A 23,847-nucleotide genomic window follows, 5' to 3' on the forward strand; every position below is an offset into this window, starting at 1 on the left:
CCTCGCCGAACTGGCCGAACTTCACATTATTATCGGCGCCTACATCGCCGGGCTATTTGTCAGTGAAGGGGTGGTCAGCCACGACCTGATGGTCAAGATTACCGACCGTTTTGTCGCCATTACCTACGGCTTTCTCGGACCGATCTTTTTCGTCAGCCTCTCCTTCCATGTGACCTTTGGCATCTTCAGAACCCATCTGCCGGAAATCATGATCCTGCTGGCGGCCGCCATCTTCGGCAAGATGCTCGGGGCCGGCGGGGCCTCACTGGCGAGCGGCCTCAATCACAAGGAAGCAACCCTGGTCGGGCTGGCGATGAACGGACGGGGCGCCGTCGAGCTGATCGTCGCCTCAATCGGCCTGAAGTACGGGCTGATCAATGACGAGATTTTCTCGATCCTGGTCCTGATCGCCTTTTTCACAACCGCCCTGCCGCCGATCACGATGAAGATGTACCTGTCAAAAATCAAATTCAATCTAACCTGAAATCGGGGTCAGGTCTCAACTTCTGACATTTGATCGAGAGCTCACTGAATGTTGAAAAGAGTCTGATTTAATTGCTGCATAACAACCAAGTCGTCTACTGGCATTAAAATGCCGAGAAGGACCCGGAAACGATAGAAGTGTTAAAAATGGTTCCAGAATTATTAGGTGATGTCAGAAGTTGAGACCTGACCCTTTATAAACCTTCCGAGTGGTTCAGATACCGATTATGAGGTCCGCAAAGGGGTTACATTCGATGCAAATTAGCGTGCGACGAAAAACCTCGCCAATTTTGGTGTGGCTTTTTTACAAATATTTACAATAGAGGACGTTATTTACAAGGGAATCTTTGCGCCATACTTTTCGGCAGCTCTTTTCAGGACAGGAATAACCCGCCAACGAGCCGCATAGGTCGACATCATGTTAAACCTTCGGTGAGAGCCGGAATTGTGGATTCTCCATTTGTAGCCGATTCTGTCGACATGTACCCATGGACCATGTTGAACGATCAGGCATTTCAGTACGTATTCCGCCATTACCGGCCATTTCAACAGTTCATCATAGTGCCTCTCCACAAACTTTCGACGCATCACAAAAACATGGTGAAGGTATTTTGGCTCTAGTTGCAGTAAAGGATTCCATTTATGCCCAGACCACATCCCCTTCTCGAGTTCACCTCCATTTTCGTCTATCAATACTTCATCTGTATAGGCACCACATGCCTTGGGGTTTGCTTCAAGGGCATCGACACACGCCTGAAAAGCCCCGGGCACAACCATATCATCAGGATCGACACAGCTTACATAAGGAGATTCTCCTCGAGAAAACCCCATCATCCGCCCTTTCCCGATATGACCTTTGACACCCTGCAAAAGATGGAGATTGACCGGTTCGTTAACCATTGAATCCTGACATTTGTCCCACCATGTTTTGTCGGCATCGGGGAGTATCAAGACATGGGTATCGACCTTAATTCCGTTTTTGTTATCTGACACTGATTCCCTCGTCCATGTATTTGATAAGTGGATAGATAAAAAACTCGATTATTCTGCGTTTACCTACCTTGATTTCTGCGGTTGCGCTCATTCCGGTTGAGACCGGAACATTGCGACCATCGACCATTAGATGATTATCAACAAGATCGATATAGACTTCATAAACAAGTCCGAGATTTTTATCCTCGATACTATCTTTTGATACATGCTGAACAGTGCCGTCAAGAACTCCATATTTCTGAAAGTTAAAGGCATCTATCTTGATTGAGGCATTCATGTCGGTTGAGACAAAACCGATATCCTTGTTCTGTAAAAGCGCCTTGACAACCAGACCTGATTCTTCGGGAACAATTGTCGCAAGCTTTTCTGCCGGGGTGACAACACCTCCGAGCGTGTGAATAAAAAGTTGGGCAACATAACCATTCACCGGTGATCTGATCTGTTGACGTGAACTGACGAAATCAGCTCGCTTGATCTTTGCTGACAGATTAAGATGCCGGGTCTGCGCTTCTGACAATTCAGTCAGCAATCTGTTGCGCTCACCTGAGGTTGTTAATTCAAGCTCTCCCCGCACCTGGGAGATATTCGCCTGAAGTTCTTCAATACGATGCCAGGAGGTAAATAATTGCGACTCATAATCCCTGCAGTCTTTTTCCGCCTGCTCATATTCATCGCGACTGATAATATCTCGGACTTTTCCCAGGCGTAGCAGACGATCTTCACAGACTCCATACAGGTATTCCGTTTGATCGTATACCTGCCATTCAGAACTCAGCTTCTCATCCAGTTGCACCAGGTTTTCCTTGATCACCAGAACCTGCTTTTCAAGTTTTTTCCGCTCCGACAGGAAAAGTTCGTTCTGCATCCGGGCCAATCCTGGCTCACTATCTCGATGATCCGGATTGAACTCTTCCTTTGCCAGAAGGGACTCGAGTCGGCTAATCTCGAGATCAACCTGTTTCAGATCGATTTCCATCGACTCAAGTTCGGGGTCAATTTCCGAAGGATCAATCTCCATCAAAACCTGCCCTTTCGAAACATGATCACCCGGGCTGACAAAAATCTCGTGCACGACTCCCGTATTCAGCGGCTGCATTGTCTTGATTTCACCGACAGGAACGATCTTGCCCCGGGCCGTCACAACGACATCAACCTTTCCGAAGAAGCTCCACAATCCAAGGAAAAGTATGGCCGCAATAATCAGCCAGTAGATTACCCGCCCGAGCGGGTTGAGCGGCCGCTCCTCGATTTCAACAAGCAATGGCTTGAATTCATGGCTGTCATTTTCTTTTCTGATCATAGTATCTACTGTTGCTGTTGAGACAGTTTGTAGTAATAACCTTTACGAGCCAAAAGGTCTTTGTGGCTTCCGGATTCGACCAACGCTCCATCCTCCAGCACCAATATGACGTCACAATCCTTGATGGTTGCAAGTCGATGAGCAATCAGAACAGTCGTTCGCCCCCTCTTGATTGCATGCATATTCTCCCGGATGATTTTTTCTGATTCATAGTCGAGAGCCGACGTCGCTTCATCGAAGATCAGCAACCTTGGCTTGGTAATCAAGGCCCGTGCGATAGCAATCCGCTGTCTCTGGCCGCCCGACAATGAAGCACCGCGCTCACTCACTTCTGTTTCATATCCTTCAGGAAGCTTTGTAATAAATTCATGCGCTCCGGCAACCTGTGATGCCTGAATTATGGTTTCCATTGAGGTGTCAGGTTTGGGCAGGGCAATATTGTCGCGGATTGTCCCACTGAAAAGATAGTTTTCCTGCAAGACAACGCCAATATTATATCTTAGCCAAAACGGATTAAGATGACGCATATCGATATCATCGATGTACATTGCACCCTCAGTTGGCACATACAATCGTTGCAGCAGCTTGGCCAGGGTGCTTTTACCGCTTCCGCTTCGCCCGACAATTCCGATACTCATTCCCGGCCGGATATCGAAGGAAATTGAATTCAATACCCTGGGGCCGTTTGCTGAATACTGAAACGATACATTTTCAAGACGAATAGCCCCTTTCAGATCGGCCAGAGTGATCGCTTTATCGGTTGATACCTCCTGCGGATGGTTCAATATGTCGCCCAATCGGTCGACCGAAAGAAGTGCCTGCTGAAACTCATTCCACAGATTCACCAATCTTAGAACCGGTCCTGTAAATTGTCCGGCAAACATCTGAAACGCAATCAACTGACCGATCGTCAGACTCCCCTGTAGTACAGACTTAACCCCGAGAAACAGGATCGTAATGGTCATTAACTGGCGGACTGTCCCTGACACTGCGCCCGAGATATTCGACATGTTCGCCAGCCTGAAGCTCGAACCAACATACCGACCGAGGTGATCTTCCCATTTTTTCTGCATTGTGCCTTCAACCGCCAGGGATTTCACCGTCTGCACACCGGTCACAGATTCAACCAGGTAGGAATTGGAGGCTGCCGACATCTGGAACTTCTCTTCCAGGCGTTTCCTGAGTTCAGGGGTGATAATCAGATACAACAAGGCGATCACCGAAACAAAACCGAGCACAACCAGTGTCAGTTTTACGCTGTAAATGAACATTACGGCAACGAAGACAAGGGAGAAAAAAAGGTCGATAATGACACTGACAGCTTTGTTGGTTATGAATTCCCGAATCGTGTCGAGTTCTCGCACCCGCGCTGCGATATTCCCGACCTTTCGGCTCTCAAAGTACATAAAAGGAAGGGCGAGTAGATGTTTGAACAGCTTTGCCCCCAACTTCGCATCGAGTTTATGTGCGGTGTGAATAAATATGTAATTCCGGGAGATATTCAGAAGAAGTTCGAATATCGCAATAGCCAGAAATGCAATGGCGAGGACATCGAGGGTCGTCAGGCTTCTATGGACGATGACTTTATCCAGGATAACCTGGGTGAATAGTGGCGTCACGAGGCCGAACAACTGTACGAAAAACGAGCCAAGTAGAACTTCGCCAATTATTCTTTTGAATTTCGTTATTTCATAAAGAAACCACTTGAAGCCGAAGACAACCTGACTGGATATCTTTTTATGTACAAGAATAATAATTTTATCCAGATCAGACTCGAACTCGGAAATCGACTTCTCAGCCGTCTTCTTTTCATAAGGATTAAAATAAAGGACCCTTCCCGCCTGCCGGTCAACTTTCAGAATGGTCAGATATTCGCTGTCCCGGTTTACAGTAATCGCCGGCAGCGGGTATTTCTCGAGCAACTCGGCAATAGAGAGAGACTTGATTTTGGCCTTGAAATCGAACCGCCGCGCGATACGAACCAACTCCTCTGGAGAGATCGTCTCGTCGGTACCGAACTCCCTTTCAAAAGAACGTATATCAATATCGACCCGGTTGACACGAGCCACAAGATCAAATGCCATCAAAGCTGAATTCATTAAATCTGTTGCCCCCACAAACCTAACTTGATCATTGCAACATCCTGATCAATCTTTTCTATCTCAGAATCAAGTTTATTTTCTGCATTTTCGATCATCGACTTTTCAAAGGTCACCTTATTGATCAGTTGTTGATCTGATAATCGCACATTATTTTCTTCAATCTGTTCAAGGTGCGAATAGATTGAATCATTCAACCTGGCTGAAGCGGCACGGTTTTCAACTATCTTCAGGTTCAGATTGATTTCATTTTCAAGCTCCTGAACTCTTTTCAACCGCAATAACTCCAGACGCCTTAATTCTTCACGTAATTTAAGTTTTTGATAGCTCTGTTTAAATCCCGCAAAGAGAGGCCAATCCATATATATCGTAACGACAACATCCCTTCCCTCCAGGTCAGAAAGGGATCGCGAGAAGCTTTCGGTATCACTTCCAAACATCCGGTAAGAACCACTGAGTGAAAACGTCGGCAGTAACCTTCTCTTCGCGGCCGATAGTTCATTTTTCTTCTGTTCGATGTAGATGCCAAATTCCCTGACTTCAGGGAACTGGTGGACATCAAAAGTTTTGTCAAATGACTCTGCTGGCCTCAGGTCTGAAAGCTCAACAGTTTCAACATTCATCTCTTCACCGGTCAGGGCGGAAAGTGCATATAAAATCTGTTGCAATGCGACATACAGTTCTTCCAATCGGGCTGACTCCTCAGCCAGCTCAACGGCGGCACGACTGAACGCATTAGCATCAACGGTCCCCGACTTGTGAAGTCTTTCCATGTATTTAAAAATGATTTTTCTGCTTTTCAGGATTTTTTTACCGGCGAGAATCCTTTTATATATCTTTAGGCCATCCGAATAACTCGCCAATACAGACAACTGGGCCTCAAGCAAAACCTTTTTTGCATTCAGTTCATTAATCTGAACCGACTTTTCGGCATTCTCGATTTCCAGGCTGTCGACACCGAAACTGAATAAATTATATTTTGTACTGGCAATCATTGAGTGTTTGAAGGAGGATTCATCGTTGGCAATAACGACATCACCAACCGAATCAACGCCACCACTTCCGATGATATGCGCATATTCGTTGCCGAATCTTAAATAGAGGCTGGGAAAAAGTATCGAGCGAACTTCGCCCAGTTTATGGCGCTCGATTTCCGTTTCGGATAGTGCAATTTGATAATCGAGTGAATGGGAAACAGTCTTTTGCAATAGTGCAGCAAAATCGAGGGTGCCGGCATAAGGTTGCGAGACAAATACCGACAGTAATGCCCCGGTACCAACAATAAATTTCAATCTATTGAAAAGCATAAACGCCTGCACATCCGATCACGAAATTTAAAAAACCGAGACCTTGGCATCAATTGACGCCAGGGCCTCGTCTTGCATGTCAGTATTGACTACGCCTGGTGCCAGGAATTCGAGATGATTGACATCAAGGATTCGTTATTCCTGACATCATCAATTGATTTCATGCAGATCCCCTCGGTAACAGCGTAGGAAGACATCGCCTGAACAACTCTATTCACATCAAAATCGGTCAGGTAGCTCCCGTCTGCCAGTTCAAAACGCTCAATCGTTCTATCAGCCTTGCCCTGCTGATAGATTTTCACGGCATCATCCTCTCCATATTGAATCTGTAAATCCCCACCCTGCATGTACAGGGCAATATCATTTGAGCCGATCCCCTCTCCGAACCTGACCGTATCACCGCTCTTTTGGCTTTGCTGAATATCCCGCTTCCGGAAACTGAAACGTCGCCAAATACTCGACTTCCACAGCCCCGGGTTATGTTTATCGTGATCGTCGTCATCGAATCGGTCATGGTCATGATCGTCATAATCGGAAGAACAATAGCCCGAACTGCCTTGATCCCAGAGCCTGTCTTTGCCGTCACCTTTGTTAAACAAATAAACATCATCGCCGCGGCCACCATATAGCTTGTCGTCGCCACGTCCGCTATTAATAGTATCGTTGCCTTCACCGCCATAAAGCATGTCTCGACCAGCATCGCCAAAAAGCCAGTCGTCACCTTCATCACCGTTCAGGAGGTCATTCCCGTCGCCGCCGACCAGCACATCGTTGCCATCCTGCCCATAAAGTGCGTCTGAATCAGCATCGCCATAGAGGGTGTCAGCGCCATCTCCTCCGTATAAACGATCCCTTGAATCGCCGCCGATCAGAGTGTCATCGCCATCCCTGCCATAGATCTTGTCTCTGCCTCCGGCCCCGAAGACGACATCGTTCTGATCACCCCCCAACAACTTTTCAGAGCGCTGGCTACCATATACCAGCGATTTCGCATCAGCATCAGCATACGTCTTGTTGCGGAACCATTTACAGCGATGATATCCCGGCTCGATGATGACCTCTTTGGCCAGATGTAAGGGACCTTCAAGTGTTTCGAGATAGTCAACACCGTTTTCGGCTGCAGCGAAATAGTCGGTCAAAGTAATCGACCCCTTGTCCCGGACGGCGATATAAAGGTCATCCCCGTTTCTGGAAAGATGCAGGTCATCCTTGCTGATATCCTTCAATTGCAAAAACTCAGGGCCATCTTTGCCTACGACAAGTTCACCGTTTTCGTAAATATTCCCGGAAAAGTTGAGTGTCGCCTCAACTTGTCCACCCTTGCCATCGGCAATCAGCACCGTCGTAGTATCGCTATCAGAAAAATCCGGACCGGGCTCATACGACCACCCACCGTCTTGGTCAACCGACAGGACACCCTGCCCCGGCGGTGCGCTGACCAGGTAAGTCAGGGAGTCTCCGTCAATGTCAGTTGCCTCGATCACACCGGTCAGGACCCCGGAACCCAACACGGCAAACTGGCCGGTTATGCTGTCCACTGTCGGCGCATCATTCACCGGCAGGACGTTGAACCTGAGTGTCGATGTGGTCACCTCGCCGGCACTGTTCCGGATTTCCACGATGGCCTGATCGGCGCCATTGAAGTTTTCGTTCGGCCGGTAATTCCAGCTTCCATCCGGGTTGACAGTAAGCTGACCGTTGGCACCGGCCTCCTTCACACTGTAGACGACACCGTCACCCGGGTTGCCCAGCTCAATAACTCCGCCTGCGGTATTGTCTTCGAGAAAATCGAGTTCATAATTTCTCGCCCGCAGGACAAGCACTTCCTCAAACGATTGAGACAGACCGTCACCGAAAACAATGTTTTCAATTTTATGCTCGAGGGTATCCCAGTCCTTGAGTAAAACATGGTTGCCGTCGGCCAGGGCCACCGAGACGTCGTTCCCTTGACGAACGATCCAGGTATCATCAAACGTTATCCCTTCACCCAGCACCAGGGCATCAATCCCACCGGCATCAAGGACCATATCGTTACCGTCACCCAAATTAAAGTGATAGGCGTCTCTGCCGAAGCCTCCGTACAGAGAATCATTACCGGCTTCACCATAGAACAGGTTGTCGTCACCGGATGATGAGACCACATCATTGCCGGCGCCGGCATGGACGATATCGGCCCCGGTCCCGGTAAATATCGTGTCAGCGCCCGAACCGGTAACGATATGGTCATTACCGGAACCGCCATCAACACTATGCGTTCCCTCGCCCAGGATGATCGAATCATTGCCCCCCCTGGCGGTGATTGTGTTATCCCCTTCAAGACCGTTCAGAACATCATCGTTTTCGGAGGTGAAGAAATGATTATAGAGGTCCATGGCGGACATTTCGGCCCCGTCACTGAAAACAAAGTTTTCAAGCCGGGTTGATTGACCATGCCAGTTTTCAATCACAATTTTTTGGGAAAGCGCAGAGGGAACCGGCTCATAGAAACCGCCGGATGCTTCGGTCTTCAGTTTCTCTACCTCGTCAATAATGCCGAGAGTCAGATTACCCGTATCCGGAGCAAGAGATGCGACCAGATCAGAAAGAAGGATATCGGGACCGAAGACGAGACTGTCCAATCCAGCCGAATCGACAATCTTGTCCTGGCCGTCCCAGCGGTTATAAAGGTAAGCATCATCACCGGCACCGCCGGCAATCAAGTCAGCACCAAAACCGGCGTTGATCACATCATCGCCAGCACCGGCAGACACGATATCGTCGCCATCACCGGCGCTCAAAATGTCAGCTTCATCGGTTCCGGCAATTGTCTTAGCAACTCGTTGCCAGGCGTCCAGGAAAACCTGATCGGCATAACCTTTAGCATCGCGGCCATTGACTTCGATCGCATTGAGATATGCTTCGTTTTGATTAATGTAAGCCTGTCTTGCATCCAAACCGGCTGCAATAGCATCACTTGTGATGCGTGTGCCATCAGCCAATACAAATTCTTCAATGGTTTTACCGGGACTGAACTGATCCGGCAGAAAAATATCATCCTGATAAACTTTGGCGTCAGGAGTCAGTGTATTGCCGTCACCATGATTAAACCCGTAGCTTTCAGCATTGCCAAAGGCTTCCGTCACCCAATCCGGATCAACATTGGCAGGATTAGTTTTATCCCCGAAACCGATGTACAGGTCGGATCCTTCCCCGGTCAGCCCGCCCCTGACAAAATCGACATTTTGCATGTCGATTCCAACACCGAATCTGACTACATCAAAACCACCCCAATCGCCGGCGCCGTTAAAATCAACATTCCAGACAGATGATCCCCATTCGAAAGATTCAGCACGACTTGCCCAGGATCGCGACTCATTAATCATGTCATTCAGGTAGTAGTCGCCGTCCTTGAGAGTGTCGCGTCCGTCCCCCTTATTGAACAGATAGGTATCGTCACCCTCCATGCCGTTCAACAGGTCGCTTCCGGTGTCACCGGAGATGATGTCATTCAGTTCACCACCGACAACAGCATCATCCCCGGCTTCGGCGCTGATGGTATTGTCCGACCAGTCAACCCCGCGAATCATCTCGCTGTTATCGCTCGAGAGAAGCTCCATAACATCATCAGCCGACAACACCCGATTTTCAGCTTCCAGCAAAATATCCTCGATCGTGTAGTCCTTGTCGTAGAACTGTTTGATCAGAATTGAATCCGCGTTTTGCCGATACTCTTCGAAGAAGGCGGTCTGACTGTTGGTCTCCTCCAGGTAAGATCTGATACTGCCGAAATCGTTGGTATAAGCTTCATTGATGTAGCCATCGGTTAATTGATAAGAAAACTGGCGCAGGGCCTTGTCGCTGTAAGCGGCAAGAAAGTCAGGAGTGACTTGACGCTGTTCCTAGATCCATTGATTCGTGGTCGGGTCCTGAATCCATTCGGATAAGGAACGGCCACTGTAGTGATTGACAATAATATCGATATTCGCTTCCCGGTTATTCCAGGTATCAGAACCATCGACAGGGTTGATTTTCAATAAGAGGTCGTTGGCGCGGTCATTATTGGCATCGTAGACATCTGTCGCCCAGTAGGCCTCGAGATCTTCAAATCGGATATCGCCTTTAAGGGCCAGAGTGTCGTCACTCGGCGCGGCATTGGCAACAGGCTCCCACACGTTTTCCTCAGCACCACCGGTATCGCCATCACCCGGGTCGCCGTAAATTCCATAGTCACCGTAGCCGCCATCACCGGTGTCGATGGTTCCACCAGTAATCGCATCCGGGTCTTCAGCATCGAGAATGGTGTCGTTATTGTCACCCCGTTCGAACGAATAAGTATCGTTGCCGTTGCCGGCGTTCAGAAAATCGTCGCCGGCACCGCCATACAGTTGATCATTGCCGCTATGACCAGCCAGATTATCCGGGCCAGACCCACCGGTGACCGATTCGTTCTCGCTATTTCCGGTGAACGTGTTGGCAGAAGCAGCGGTCGCTTGATGGTCAACGAACCGGTCGGTCCAGGCATTGTAGAGTATCGATTTCAATTCAAGATTGTTTGATAAATTCCACCAGGCAACTCCAGACACATCCGTGCCATTCAGAAGCGCAATTGCCTCCAGGGAGGAATTGATTTGCTCACGGGTGATGAAGGAGCCATCGCTCATCTCAAATCGCTCAACACTGTTGCCAACGATCCGAACGTCATGCTGCTGCTCAAGCCCGTAGCTGATGAGAAGATCGTCCCCGTCCCGGGTGAAGAGTATATCTTCACGGGCAATATCGTTGAGGAAGAGGATTCTGTCAAAACCATCAATATCGGTAATGACATCGCGACTCTCCTGGGCCACCCAGGGGGGTGTGTTCTCGGAGCTCAGGATATAGGTATCGTCACCGATGCCGCCATCCATGGTGTTCCAGCCATAACCGGCATCAAGGCGATCATTCCCCTCACCACCCGACAATTGATCATCGCCAAGGTGACCAGTCAGGACGTCATTACCGGCCAGACCATAGAGTACAGAGCCTTCACCGTCGACCGCTTCAATCCGGTCATCATGATCACTCTGCAGAGCGGCAATCAGGTCGTGCCCGGAAAGGACTGTGCCATCGACAAACCGGAAGTTCTCAACCCGGTTAACGGCAACACTGTTGAGTTTTTCGTAGAACGGGAAATCGGCCTCATTGCCGAGGCTGCTGTCGCTACCGTCCAACGCTTCCGGAACCACCCGCTTGTACCAGTCCCTGATGATGATCTTGTCGCTCAGCTCAGCCGGTGTCGCGTCAGGATTGGCGGGGTCTTTCAACGCAACGATCAGGTCGTTGCTGTTAATATCAGTGTCACGATTAACCGGCTGACCGTTCGCATCAACGGCATGATCCCAGTAGAAGACCACGTCATCCGCCGTAATCTCTTCACCAAAGAAGATGGTGTCATTGCCGGCATCGAAAGAATGGCGAACGACCTTGTATTCGCCCTGACCAAAACGATCGGTTACGTATTCGGTCTGGTCATACCCTGCGTCATCAATAAGGATGTCGGTGCCATCGCCACGGTCAAAGATGTAGTGGTCATCGCCGAGGCCACCCTGAAGATTGTCAGAGCCGGTGCCACCGATGAGGATATCATTACCACCGGCACCGATCAGGGTGTCGTCACCTTCATTACCACTTAATTGATCACTAAAACCCTCAATATTCACATTGCTGTAATCAGGAAGGTCATCGCCTACCAACGTATCGTTCCCGGTGCCACCAGAGAGGTAATCACCCCCCTCATTACCACTCAGGACGTCATCACCACCTTCACCATTAACCCAATCATTGCCGCCGGCACCGCTTGCGACATCATTTCCGTCACCAGCGTTTACAAAATCATTGTGACTTGTAGCTAAAAGAGTATCTGCCCCCCCCAGAGCATTGATATAAACGGACTGGTCTGCTAGCGAAAGGTTGATAGTCTCATCACCATCGGTGAAAATTGCATCCATGATGCCCTGGCCGTCGAGACTCGATCCATCATCAAATGTCAGGTTTTCAATTTGCGTCTGCTTGTTGAACCAGTCCTTGACCAGGATCCGGTCAGTCAACAAGTCAATGGTCTTACCTTCATCTTTAAGTGCAATAATCAGATCATTCTGGTATTCATCGCCAAAAACACCACCCCAGGCAACAATTACATCGGCACGGGTCAGTCCACCCTGAATATGAATGGTGTCATCACCGGAGCTGGTGTGCCACCATTCGGTTGGCGCACCGTAGTCTTTAATTAGATCCCTGCCATCGCCCTGGCCGAAGTAATAAACATCATTGCCGCGACCGCCATTAAGGATGTCATTCCCGGCACCACCGGTTAATTGATCAGCGCCTTGGCCGGTCACAACAGTATCATTGCCACCCTTAGCCATAACAATCTGGGCAGCATCATTATCATACGTGACAGTGTCATTGCCTTCGGTATAAAGAAGGTTCAGGATGTCCTGAGGGGCTAAATTCTGGCCATCACTGAAAATAAATTTTTCGATACGGCTGTTCTCACCGTAGAAATCCTTGATCGTAATTTTGTCAGTCAGGCTGTTTTTCAAGGAAATGATGACATCATTGCCAATGGTCTTGACATCCAGATCGTCCGGGACAATTCCGTCCCCTAACTTGATTGTATCATCACCACCCGACACCGATTGCTGGTAGGCAACCTTCTCCCAACGATAAGTTTGATTTGAAACGTTGTAGACTCTTTCATACTGATAGCGCGTAATGGTTGCCGCATCATAAATCGTGTCGGAGCCATCACCAATTCCAAACAGATAGAGATCGTTGCCGCTCTCACCATTCAGGAAATCTGTGCCGGCATTACCGGCCAGAATATCGTCACCTTCACGGCCAAGAATCTGATCATCACCGCTACCACCAGAAAGTTCATCAGCCGACGTATTTCCATAAATTGTATCGTTGCCGGAGCCACCATCAAGCTGACTTCCTTCGGCTAAAGCCTTGATCGTGTTAGGGCCATCAGTCCCCATCAGGGCCATGATGTCCTGGACGGTCAGCAGTTCACCGGTTTCAGTCAATTCAATTGTTTCAATCCGGTTTTTTGCCTGATACCAGTCCTCAATGGTAATGATGTCGGTATGGTCTTCGAAAGAATCCAGAGCTATTGTCGGGTCAGATATGCCAATCAGGAGCTGGTCGCTATCAGCATCGACTTTGAAGGTCAGCCACTCCCGACTAATTCCGGCCCCGAAACGAAGAGTATCTGAACCGGCGTCGTTGACATTATTGTCGGCATCTAGAATAAGATCACGCCCGTCACCTTGATTAAATACATAAACATCATCGCCACTGCCTCCCCAGAGTGAATCAGCGCCTTCGCCGCCAACCAGGGTGTCGTTTCCGGCCTGAGTATCAAGTCCGTCATCACCGGCACCACCAGCAAGAAAATCATTGCCGTCATACGTACTGATGATGTCATCACCGCCGTTGCCATTGAGGCTATTGTTAACTCCAGCGAAACCGTTAAAAACATCGTCGCGCTCTGTACCCATGGCATTGAGCACATCCTGCGCGTCCCAAACGGTACCATCCTCGAACTCAAAGGTTTCAATACGGCCGACAGAGTCATACCAGTTTTTCAGGGTAATCCGATCAGGACTGTTCTTGAACTGGACGACGACATCTTTTGTGCCCTGCCCCCAAACAACTTCAAGATCGCTTGACAAGATGCCGTTTTTAAAGGTTAATTTATCAATACCGTCAACATCAGAGATGACATCTTCACCGCCACCATGACCGAAGGTATATGTATCGTTTGCCTGCAATCCGGAATAGGTGTCGTTGCCGGCACTGTCGGTGAAGGTCGTATCAACCGCGACCCCGAGAACATCGTCATTCCCTTCGGTTCCGACCAGCTGCAGCATCTCGCCGATATCCATAGCCGTACCATCGGCAAATTCAATCGATTCGATCCGGGTCAACTCGTTGTACCAACCCTTGAGACGAATCTTGTCACTTAACTCATCAAAAGTTTTTCCTGTTTCTTTGAGAGCAAAAACCAGGTCATCGGCGGAACGTTGTCCGACAACATCAGAAACATTAATCCCATCACCAAATACCAGGGTGTCCTGCCCGGCATCGACCTGAACGATTGTTTCTGAACCGTCAACTTCAACCTGGACCATTTCGTTCTTATCTATAATCCGGTCGACATCATCACCCCGATTAAAGATGTAACGATCGTCGCCTTCACCACCCTGCAACTCGTCGTTACCGGCATCACCGGCCAGCGTATCGTTACCACCCATTCCGAAAATGAAATTGTCCTGATTGTCACCTGTTATGGTGTCGTCTGTTTCGAGCCCGACGGCAACACCCCCTGATCCGGCCATAGAAGAAAGTATTTCGTCAGAGGCAAAAGAGCTCCCATCAGCGAATTCAAAACTCTCAATTCGATTTTCAGTCAGGTACCAGTTTTGCAGCGTGACAACATCAGCAAGGTTATCAATAGTGTTGATGCCATCTGCAAGACCAACTAACAGGTCATTACCTGATTTTTCGACAATCAGATCTGAGCCGTTAATACCTGGGCCAAATGTGATTTTATCAATATTGAGGCTATCTGAAACAGACAGGTCAAGGACCGCATCGCGACCGTCACCGAGATTAAACAGGTAGGTGTCGTTCCCACCTGAATCGACAATTGAATCGTCACCACTGCCGCCTGCGACGGCATCATCGCCCAGACCTGAATTGATCGTATCTGAACCGGCCCCTCCAGATAAAACATCATCACCGCCTCCGGAACGGATAATGTCATTACCGGCGAGACCTTCATAATCAATATTAGCATCGGCGAAGAGAACGATATCGTCGCCATCGGTTGCGGGTTGAAAAGCACCAAGGAAACCATTCAGGTCAAAGGTTTCACCACCAACAAAGGCAAAAGATTCGATCTGCTTTCCACTGGCGGCACCATGATTGATAATCAGGCGATCCGACAGCTCGGCAATCGTCGTCCCCTCTTCCTTGATAGCGACAACAAGATGATCACTATCAGCGAAGACCTTAACCATAATCATCTCAGGTGTAATTCCAGCACCAAAGAAAAGTGCGTCTGTCCCTCCGGACTCATCAAGAAGAACGGTGCCGTCACCAATACTGAAGGTGTGGGTGTTATCCGTATAGTGACCTGCTTCAAGCATTTCATCAAAATCAAGAACCCGGTCTGAAAACTCAAAGCGTTCTATCTTGCCCTGAGCAAAAGCACTAACAATGCGTACAGAACCGAAAACATCACCGTATTCGGGACGTTCAGAATCGACAAATTTCAGGATCAGGTCATTCATATCACGGGTAATTGTGAAATTATTCGAAGAGATATTGTTCAGGATGAGAGTGTCAGGCGTATTGCCGACCTGGCCCAAGTCCTTTATCACATCATTGCCATCATCGAAGGTGTATTTGTATGTCGTGGGACGCGATGAGCCCTGGATCGTATCGTCCCCCTGTCCACCCTCAAGAACATCATTACCGTAACTGCCACCACCATAAATGACGTCATCGCCGGCGCCACCCTTTATAATGTCGTTACCTCTCTCGCCGTTCAGAACATCATTGCCGGCACCACCACGAATCACATCATCACCATAAACACCGGTGATCTGATCATCACCGGCACCACCATGAATGTTGCCATCAGCGATAGTTGACCCTCCCTGGTTGCCCAGGTAGCTGGTATCGCGGACATGACCAATGATGTCACGCTCAACATTGACACTCAGTTCAATATCATTTGTCAGGAGTATGTTCTGAAGATCGGTGTCAAGCAGTATATCACGATCCATATTATCTAGTGGCGCCAACTGGTCACGTTCAAGCATGACTGCCAGTAAAGTTGCAGCATGAGAAAAATCGGGATGTCCGGCGCCTGACATTAATGTCGTTTCAAGTCGATAATAGAGTTCCGCCCGATTCAGCCGTCCGCTTTCGATGTCATAAATATTTTTGCCATACAAATCCTGGGCAAGAAGGTCAATGACGACCGATTCACGTAAGTAGGCGTACTTGTCCGCCATATTTTTGGCCATTTCGGTACCGATAACATCATCGGTCAACTCGCCATCGACATACATCTGGAACGGCTGGCCACTGAACGCTTCCAGGATCGCCACATCCTGAGCCATGGCATATTCACGGAAAATTGATTTAAATTGCGGATTGGCGTAGTTGTGATTCAGGATTTCCTGAACACCACGAGCTTCTGATGGATCGATATCTTCAGTCCCGGTCCAACTGGCGAGAAGATCATCCGCTTTTGAATAAAGCTGGGATAGATCATTAGAGTTGTCAGCCAGAAGTGCATTAACTTTATCTTTCAGATCAACGTCGATAGCCATCGCATGGCCGAGATTAATTACCCGACCACTGCCGGAAATATCGGGCATCAACAAAACATCAGCCGGGACAACCCCTTCAAATTCATAGGTCGTGTCGCGGGCATCACGCTTGAACCAGACATCGCGAATCGCTTTATTTTCGGTGAGGGTGTTGCCGTTTTCATCGGTGAGGATATTGTCGCTGGAGTCTGTCTGACTTTGCGTGAAGGTTGATTCGTGCGAAACGAAGTTCAGCTCTTCGCGGGTGCCGGTCTCAGTTGCATTGAGATTGATTGATTTGATATTGAGTTCATCGAGAGATTTCAGTTCACCGGCATCGGTAACACCATCCTGATCAGCATCAACCCAGACATTAAGCGATTGGAAGGCCTCGTCCTTGATGTCGATCTTGCTATCGCTGTTGTTGTCGTAATCGGCCAGAGCCTGGAATCCGTTTTCGTGATTGATTCCATCCTTGTCTTTGGTGTAGTTGCCGAAAAGCTCACCACCATTATCGACAATACCGTTTTGATTCAGATCGATCGTCAACAAACCATCGGATTTTTCAACCCAACCGACCCGTTCTTTGAAGTTGTCTCCGTCGAGATCAAAATGGATTTGGTTGTCGTACAACGATTCAGAGGTGATGTTATTGCCATTCAGGTCGAGAACGAGCGGAGAAGAGAAATTTGGCGAGGCCGTACCAGAACCCGGCCCAACATCGCCAGGCGCACCGGTGCCGTCGGCAGTAGTTCCATTCGGGTTGGAAGGATCAATGAGTTTTCCCTCCAGCATATTAATTTTAACTGTGGAAATACCCCCACTAGGAAACTCAACAATCACATTCCCGGTTTCTGGGTCTACACGATATATTGTTCCATCTTCAGAAACGTATACATTATCCTGGTTTGCAACCTTTTCCGCTTCGGGGAATACATCACTGGTAGGATTTGTCAAATGTGGAGGTTTGGGGGTCTCGTATCTTTTCTCAACTACGAGGGGCTGATCAGGATCGGGAGAAGGCTCTTCGACAGGAGAATTTTCAGGATCGACCGGATTCGAACCACCACCGCCAACATCCCCTCCATTACTTTCGATAATAGGTTCATCGGGGATCTCCGGCGGCAAAGGTGGAGGGTTGTCATTCCCTCTGTCGATGGGTATAACAGGAGGCTCTTCATGGATTTCATACAAACTGATGCCAAGGTTACCATTTGCCCAACTTTGAATTGTTATTGAGTCGCCAGAATTTCGGTGTGTGACGATCAGGCTGCTTCCTGATTTTTCATAGCGGAACACCCGATCTTCACTAAGCCAGTAATCCCACCTTGAAGTACTCGTAACCTTTTTAAAACCCTTACTAAGACGAATGCCATCGTAGTAATTGACCGGTGTATTTGTTCCCGGTTCTTTGACTGCCAAGGCATGATCTGCAACCGTACCTGCCCCAGTAACAAAAACTACTTTTCCAAGATCATCAGCATCGACAATCGTATCACCCGACATTGCGTAGTATGTGTCGTATCCACTACGATCCGTCAGTGTATCATTTCCACCATTGCCAAATAGTGTGTCCGCACCAATACCACCTTCAATTACATTGTCCTGTCCTATTCCACCAATGACAGTATCTGAGCCTTTACCTCCATTTAAAGTATTATTACCAGAACCACCAAATATAATATCGTCACTATCGGATCCAGTAATAATATCGTCACCAGCATCACCAAAAATTGATTCAATATGTATGATCTTGGCGCCAGTAAAATCGAGCTTATCCTCGCCAATTGTCCCAAAGATTTGGTTATGATCTCCTCCCATACCATCTATTTCTTCGATTGAGTGTTCTCTACCTAATTCACGAACACGAATTATGTCATTGTCATCGCCACCAATAATTTTATCGTGCTTATCGCCACCAAAGAAAGTGTCATAATCTGAATCATTGCCGAAGACGGCAAATATGTCTTTACCGTCTCCACCACTCAGCGTGTCCCTCCCTTTACCTCCTTCAATATAATCATTTCCTAGTCCACCAGATATCGTGTCATTACCTTCCATCCCATAGAGGTGATCATCACTGAACCAGTTACCGCCAACAACATCCTCTCCTTCATCTGTACCAAAAACATAAGTTGATGGCCCTTTGATATTGACCATATTATCAACATCATAACTCTGGGCAGTAATGTCATTATTAGGATTGGTATCATTGTCAAGATTCAAAAAGTTTAGATGACGGTCTGAAGAAGAAGGTGCTTCAGGGTGTGTCAAATGGAAAAGAAATTGAGATCGATCTTCGATAAACTTTTCAGAATAATTCTCAATCTCAAGATAACCATCAACGTTATGAAGGCTATAGTCGATACCGGTAATGGCAAAGGGGTTAAGTTTGAGTAGCGCATAGAGATAAGCGGGGTCACTTTGGACTGATGTTTGAATGGATATACAGGAAATATCGGCCAATGAAGTTATAGTTGCTTGACCTGGAAGCGATGACTCCAGATTATATAGGTTGGCGTAAAAATTTTCACGTTTAGTTTCTGTTGTGGGGAACTTTTTGCTATATATTGCCCCTACTGCCGCAAGTGTCTTTTCAAGGATCAAATCTTTGTTGGCTGGTATCGCTTTTATTATAGTACTGACAACTTCTGTGCTTAAAGAGGGATCAATAGTTGCAAACAGGTTGTAAAGGGCTAGAGCGTCAACAAGATTCACCATATAGTGATTTGCAATCAGGTTCGGAAATTGATCTTCAATTGATACAGTCCGAATCTCCCCTATCATCTGTCCTAACCCAGCAGTAGCCGATACCCCTTGCAGTGCCCTGATATTAGATATTTTGTCGTTTGGTATTGCGGCATCGATAAGTCCAAAAATATCCATAAATTCAGTTTTAATATTTGTAATGCCTTCTTGAACCGTAAAGCCCGGTGAATTGTAGGTGTAAGCTGCAAAAACGAGAGCATCAAATTCCGCGGTCAACGCTTGTGCCAAAAAACCTCCTAAAGAGTGACCGGTAACTGAAAAACCCGACTTGAGCGTTCCATTATCCATCCAAGTCTGGACCTGTGTGGAAAGCGCTGCATATTGTGCTTGGTATTCAGGAGTCCCTAGTACCGCAATATCAATAGCATCTGTAACAAAATCGTTGAAATCATCTGTCCCGCGGATAGCCACAACCTGGTTACCATTACTATTTTCAAAAATTACGACTGATAAACCAGTAGGGTTTTGAACTGTCTGTTCATCTCCGAACTCATCAAAATATGTTTTCTCGACTATGCCATTGTATTGGTCAAGAACACGCCAACTTTTAGAAAAATATTGTGCTTGGATTGGTGCCATGCCTTTACCGTTACGCTCTAATTCCTCCGCATAAGCCACAGGGCTCATCCCTTCGTAAAATTCTGAATAAGCCGCAAACGCCAATTCTGCAAAAGAATAATATTGAGCTACCTCATTCATTGCGCCCCTCGCTTAATAAATATTGATTTTTCAAGCTTTCCGGTAGATTCTTCAATTTCCGGACAATTATAGGTTGACGGAGCCCATGGGCCAGGAATATCCCCACCAGCACGCCCATACCGAATTGCTACTCCGAGGACATTACCATCACTTTTCCTAACTATTCGCGACATGTACTTAGTTATAATAGGATCGTCGCGACGAACAATTATTCTATCAATTTCGTAATAATATTGATCTTCTGGCTCAATGAATTTTTTATTTTTTATTCCAACATTGCCATACTTATCAAACTTCTCCGCAGGCAATGTTACGGTCTCATGAACCTTTATCCCTCCGTCCTTTACACACAATGCTCGCACTTGGGCATCCCAATACATTTTCTTCCCTACCACCATCCAGAACGCCCCACCGAACCAACCAGCAAACAAGATAGCCGCAATCACTAAATGTACAATTTTTTGTTTAAGCCTGATCGGCTTAAAGCGCCCCCAAACCCTAGAAACTAAAAAACCTAAAAACAACCAAACAGCAATTAATAAAAATAGATAAATACCACTCATTAAATTTCTCCTTCTAATTCATACTTTATAATGGAAAAATGGAGAGGCAATTTTTCAGGCCTGCCCTTTGGTCCAATCATTGACTCAAATCCTAATTTGCGGCATGTGATAATTCTGCGGGGTCAGATCTTCACATTTGACAGATTCAATTCCCTAACAAAAACATCAATCAATTTTTTCAATTCATGATCACACTTAAGCTGACGACTAAATCGACGGCTTAATTGAGAAACCCCAGACACACCAAGGTTGAAATGCTCGCCGATTACATTAAGTTTTTCGCCGGTATACTGATGGCTGAGATAAACCATAATTTTCTTTGCCAGCTTTGGATCCTCAGACAACCTACCTGACACGGTTCCAACAATTTGCTTGATAGTCGGCCTTGATCGTAGGGCTTTTAATTCAGGCACCTCAGCACTATTCGCCTCAGGGTTTAAATGTTTTTCCTTTATCCTTGAGACAAAATCTTCACTCCCTAAAATTGTTGATACAAAAAACGGCTGTGAGGAGTTGGGATCATCACCAGCCAACCTGTCTTTGACAAAATCCCGATATTTAATGCAACGTTGCTTTTCATCTCCACCCAAAAAACCTTGCAGAAAATAAATGTTCAACCAGTCTGGAGCATTATGCCTTCCGATATATGCATGGTAACTGCTCCATGGGTAATCTTCCGGGAACGACACTATTTCAGCTCGCACCGGGTTTAAATGGATATAACGCGACAACTCCAATGCATACGTGTCTGCTTCAACCAGGAATGCCTTATACCGGCCTTGCAAGAGATGGCCTGAACGGCAATGTTTGATATTGAAGTAAATCGTGTATGCACCATTTAGATATTGCATAACCTTGGAAAGATTCCCCTCAGGTGTTTCCAGAAACAAGTGATAATGATTAACCATCAAGCAATAACAGTGGATTACGGCACCGTAACGGTTTACTGCTGATTCTAAATATTCAAGAAATCGCTCCCGATCACGCCTGGTTTTAAAAATTTCCTTCTTTTCATTTCCCCGGGAAATCACATGATAAAATGCACCTGGGTACTCAATTCGCAACGGTCTCGCCATTTCTCACCCCCTCCGGTTCAATGGCATTGGTAAACAGTTTATTTTGTCAAATGTGAAGATCTGACCCCGATTAGTTCTTGCGCGAATAGAATGATGACCAGAATATACAGAAATACCTTGAAAAGTTTTGAGCGCATATCCCCTCCGGATTCATTACAAAATAAAAAAGCCGAGCTATCAAAGATGGGTATCTTCGATAACCCGGCTATCTTCAAAGATGAAGACCCGTGGCTTTCCGCCCCTTCTTCACAGAAGGTTTGGCCGTTCGGAATGTATCCCCCTCAAACACATGCTATTTAATATCGACAAGTGAATTAAACACGATCATCTGTGTTTGTCAACTCTGCCTAATCACAAAAAGTCAGTTAAAATTTACAACTAAATTAGTAAATAATTTTAATTATTTGAAAAATAAACAGAAATTTCAAAAAATCGAAAACAATTTTTTTTACCGAACAATCGATTTATTAAGTTGTTCAGATCTGATCTGACGTAGTTTCACCCTTCCCTGCCCAAAACTGCCCACTGCCAACTGTTTTTCACCTCTGACATTTCGGGCAGAAAAAGGTTGAGCGCCCGGCCAGCCTGACGTTGCGGATCGGTTCGTGACAGACAACGCATGGCTCACCCTCGCGCCCGTAGACTTTCAACTGCTGTTTGAAGTAACCGGGCTTGCCGTCGCTGCCGGCAAAATCGCGGATGGTGGTGCCGCCCTGGCGGATCGCCTCAGTCAGGACCGCCTTGACCTGCCTGACCAGGCCTTCATAACGGCTCGCCGAAATACGATGGGCGGCCCGCCGCGGGTCGATTCCGGCGGCAAACAGGGCTTCACAGGCGTAGATGTTGCCGACGCCGACGACAATCTTCTGGTTCATTAAAAAGCTTTTGACCGAGCCGCTGCATTTTCGCGACCGGGCAAACAGATATTCAACATTAAAGTTGGCACTTAACGGTTCGGGCCCAAGATACCGGAATGGCGGCGATTCTTCAGGTTTTCCATCAACCAGGAAAATAGCGCCGAATCGACGGCTGTCATTGAGACGGAGGCATGTTCCGTTATGGAAAATGAGATCGAAATGATCATGCTTGAGCGGCTCAACCGAAGCATCCAGTACACGCAGGATCCCGGTCATGCCGAGGTGAACCACCAAAACGGAATGATCTAAATGGATCAGCAGGTACTTGGCGCGCCGGTTAACGGCATTGATTTTCTGATTGGCAATCTTGCGGTTGAGCTCCGGATCGATCTCCCAGCGCAGCTTCGGCACCCGGCAGATCAGCCGCGCGACGGTCTGACCGACCAGCAGCGGTTCAATGCCGCGCCGTACCGTTTCGACTTCCGGCAGCTCCGGCACAGCCGTTAGTCCTGCATCCGGGGGTCAAAGAGGTCGCGGATCCCTTCACCGAGCAGGTTGTAACCGAGAACCGTTACCAGGATCGCCAACCCGGGAAAGGCCGATAGCCACCAGGCGGTACCGAGGGTTTGCTTGCCGGCAATCAGCATATTGCCCCAGGATGGGGTCGGTGGCTGGACGCCGATTCCGAGGAAAGAGAGGGCACTCTCGGTCAGGATCGCCCCGGCAACCCCGAGGGTCGCTGAAACCAGGACTGGCGAGAGAGCATTCGGCAGGATATGGCGAAAGATGACACGGCTGTCGCTCCCGCCGATCGCCCGGGCTGCGAGTACGAAATCCCGCTCGCGCAGTGAGAGGAATTCGGCGCGGACCAGACGGGCGACGCCCATCCAGCTGGTCAGGCCGATAATGATCATGATGTTCCAGATTGAGGGCTCAAGAAAGGCGATGACCGCCAGAATCAGAAAGAATGACGGGAAACAGAGCATGAGATCGACAAAGCGCATGATCACCGAATCGACCCAGCCGCTGTAGAATCCGGAAAGCGCCCCGAGAATCACGCCGATCAGGGTTGCGATGCCGACTGCAACAAACCCGACCAGAAGCGAAATGCGGGCCGCATAGAGCATCCGGGTCCAGACATCCCGCCCGAGGTCATCGGTGCCCATCAGGTGCTGCCAGCTCGGCGGCTGCAGGCGCGACGAGATATCAATCGCCCCCGGATCACCTCCGAGCAACGACGCGAAAATCGCCAGGACAAACATGCTGGCAACGATAATCGCCCCGGTTAATGCCAGTCGATTACGGAGAATAACTTTCAACATTCCAGTTATCAGTTTCCAGTTATCAGTTTCCAGTTA

At 47.9% G+C, this 23,847-nt stretch carries 11 protein-coding genes and 1 riboswitch; of the genes, 1 reads left to right on the forward strand and 10 read right to left on the reverse strand.

Going from position 1 to position 23,847, the window contains the following annotated elements:
- A partial coding sequence (locus tag C0623_08580) for a hypothetical protein (protein ID PLX99733.1) occupies nucleotides 1-484 on the forward strand: 484 nt, incomplete at its 5' end.
- A gap of 332 nt (nucleotides 485-816) precedes the next feature.
- Here C0623_08580 and C0623_08585 read toward each other — a convergent pair.
- The 10 genes from C0623_08585 to C0623_08630 all read right to left on the reverse strand — a co-directional run bounded on the left by C0623_08585 (nucleotide 817) and on the right by C0623_08630 (nucleotide 23,811).
- Entirely contained in the window at nucleotides 817-1,476 is a 660-nt protein-coding gene (locus tag C0623_08585) for a hypothetical protein (protein PLX99734.1), read from the reverse strand.
- Entirely contained in the window at nucleotides 1,466-2,776 is a 1,311-nt protein-coding gene (locus C0623_08590) for an HlyD family type I secretion periplasmic adaptor subunit (GenBank protein ID PLX99735.1), read from the reverse strand. Before C0623_08590 ends, C0623_08585 begins: the two co-directional genes overlap by 11 nt.
- 5 nt (nucleotides 2,777-2,781) lie before the next feature.
- The gene (locus C0623_08595) at nucleotides 2,782-4,875 is read right to left on the reverse strand and encodes a type I secretion system permease/ATPase (GenBank protein ID PLX99736.1); all 2,094 of its coding nucleotides are present in this window, start codon (nucleotides 4,873-4,875) and stop codon (nucleotides 2,782-2,784) included.
- Complete coding sequence (locus tag C0623_08600; protein PLX99737.1) at nucleotides 4,875-6,182, reverse strand: hypothetical protein; 1,308 nt, start codon at nucleotides 6,180-6,182, stop codon at nucleotides 4,875-4,877. Before C0623_08600 ends, C0623_08595 begins: the two co-directional genes overlap by 1 nt.
- Nucleotides 6,183-6,271: 89 nt before the next feature.
- A complete protein-coding gene (locus tag C0623_08605) occupies nucleotides 6,272-9,820 on the reverse strand; it encodes a hypothetical protein (GenBank protein ID PLX99738.1) in 3,549 nt (1,182 codons plus the stop codon).
- Nucleotides 9,821-10,060: 240 nt separating this feature from the next.
- Entirely contained in the window at nucleotides 10,061-18,751 is an 8,691-nt protein-coding gene (locus C0623_08610; protein ID PLX99739.1) for a hypothetical protein, read from the reverse strand.
- Nucleotides 18,752-19,989: 1,238 nt separating this feature from the next.
- On the reverse strand, nucleotides 19,990-20,556 hold the full coding sequence (locus C0623_08615; protein ID PLX99740.1) for a hypothetical protein: 567 nt from the start codon (nucleotides 20,554-20,556) through the stop codon (nucleotides 19,990-19,992).
- Nucleotides 20,557-20,678: 122 nt separating this feature from the next.
- Entirely contained in the window at nucleotides 20,679-21,632 is a 954-nt protein-coding gene (locus C0623_08620) for a hypothetical protein (protein ID PLX99741.1), read from the reverse strand.
- Between the two features lie 192 nt (nucleotides 21,633-21,824).
- A riboswitch (cyclic di-GMP riboswitch) is annotated at nucleotides 21,825-21,904 on the reverse strand.
- Nucleotides 21,905-22,171: 267 nt separating this feature from the next.
- Entirely contained in the window at nucleotides 22,172-22,987 is an 816-nt protein-coding gene (locus C0623_08625) for a DNA-formamidopyrimidine glycosylase (GenBank protein ID PLX99742.1), read from the reverse strand.
- Nucleotides 22,988-22,992: 5 nt separating this feature from the next.
- Complete coding sequence (locus tag C0623_08630; GenBank protein PLX99743.1) at nucleotides 22,993-23,811, reverse strand: peptide ABC transporter permease; 819 nt, start codon at nucleotides 23,809-23,811, stop codon at nucleotides 22,993-22,995.
- Nucleotides 23,812-23,847 lie beyond the last annotated feature (36 nt).

Source organism: Desulfuromonas sp., from assembly GCA_002869615.1.
Taxonomy (GTDB): domain Bacteria; phylum Desulfobacterota; class Desulfuromonadia; order Desulfuromonadales; family UBA2294; genus BM707.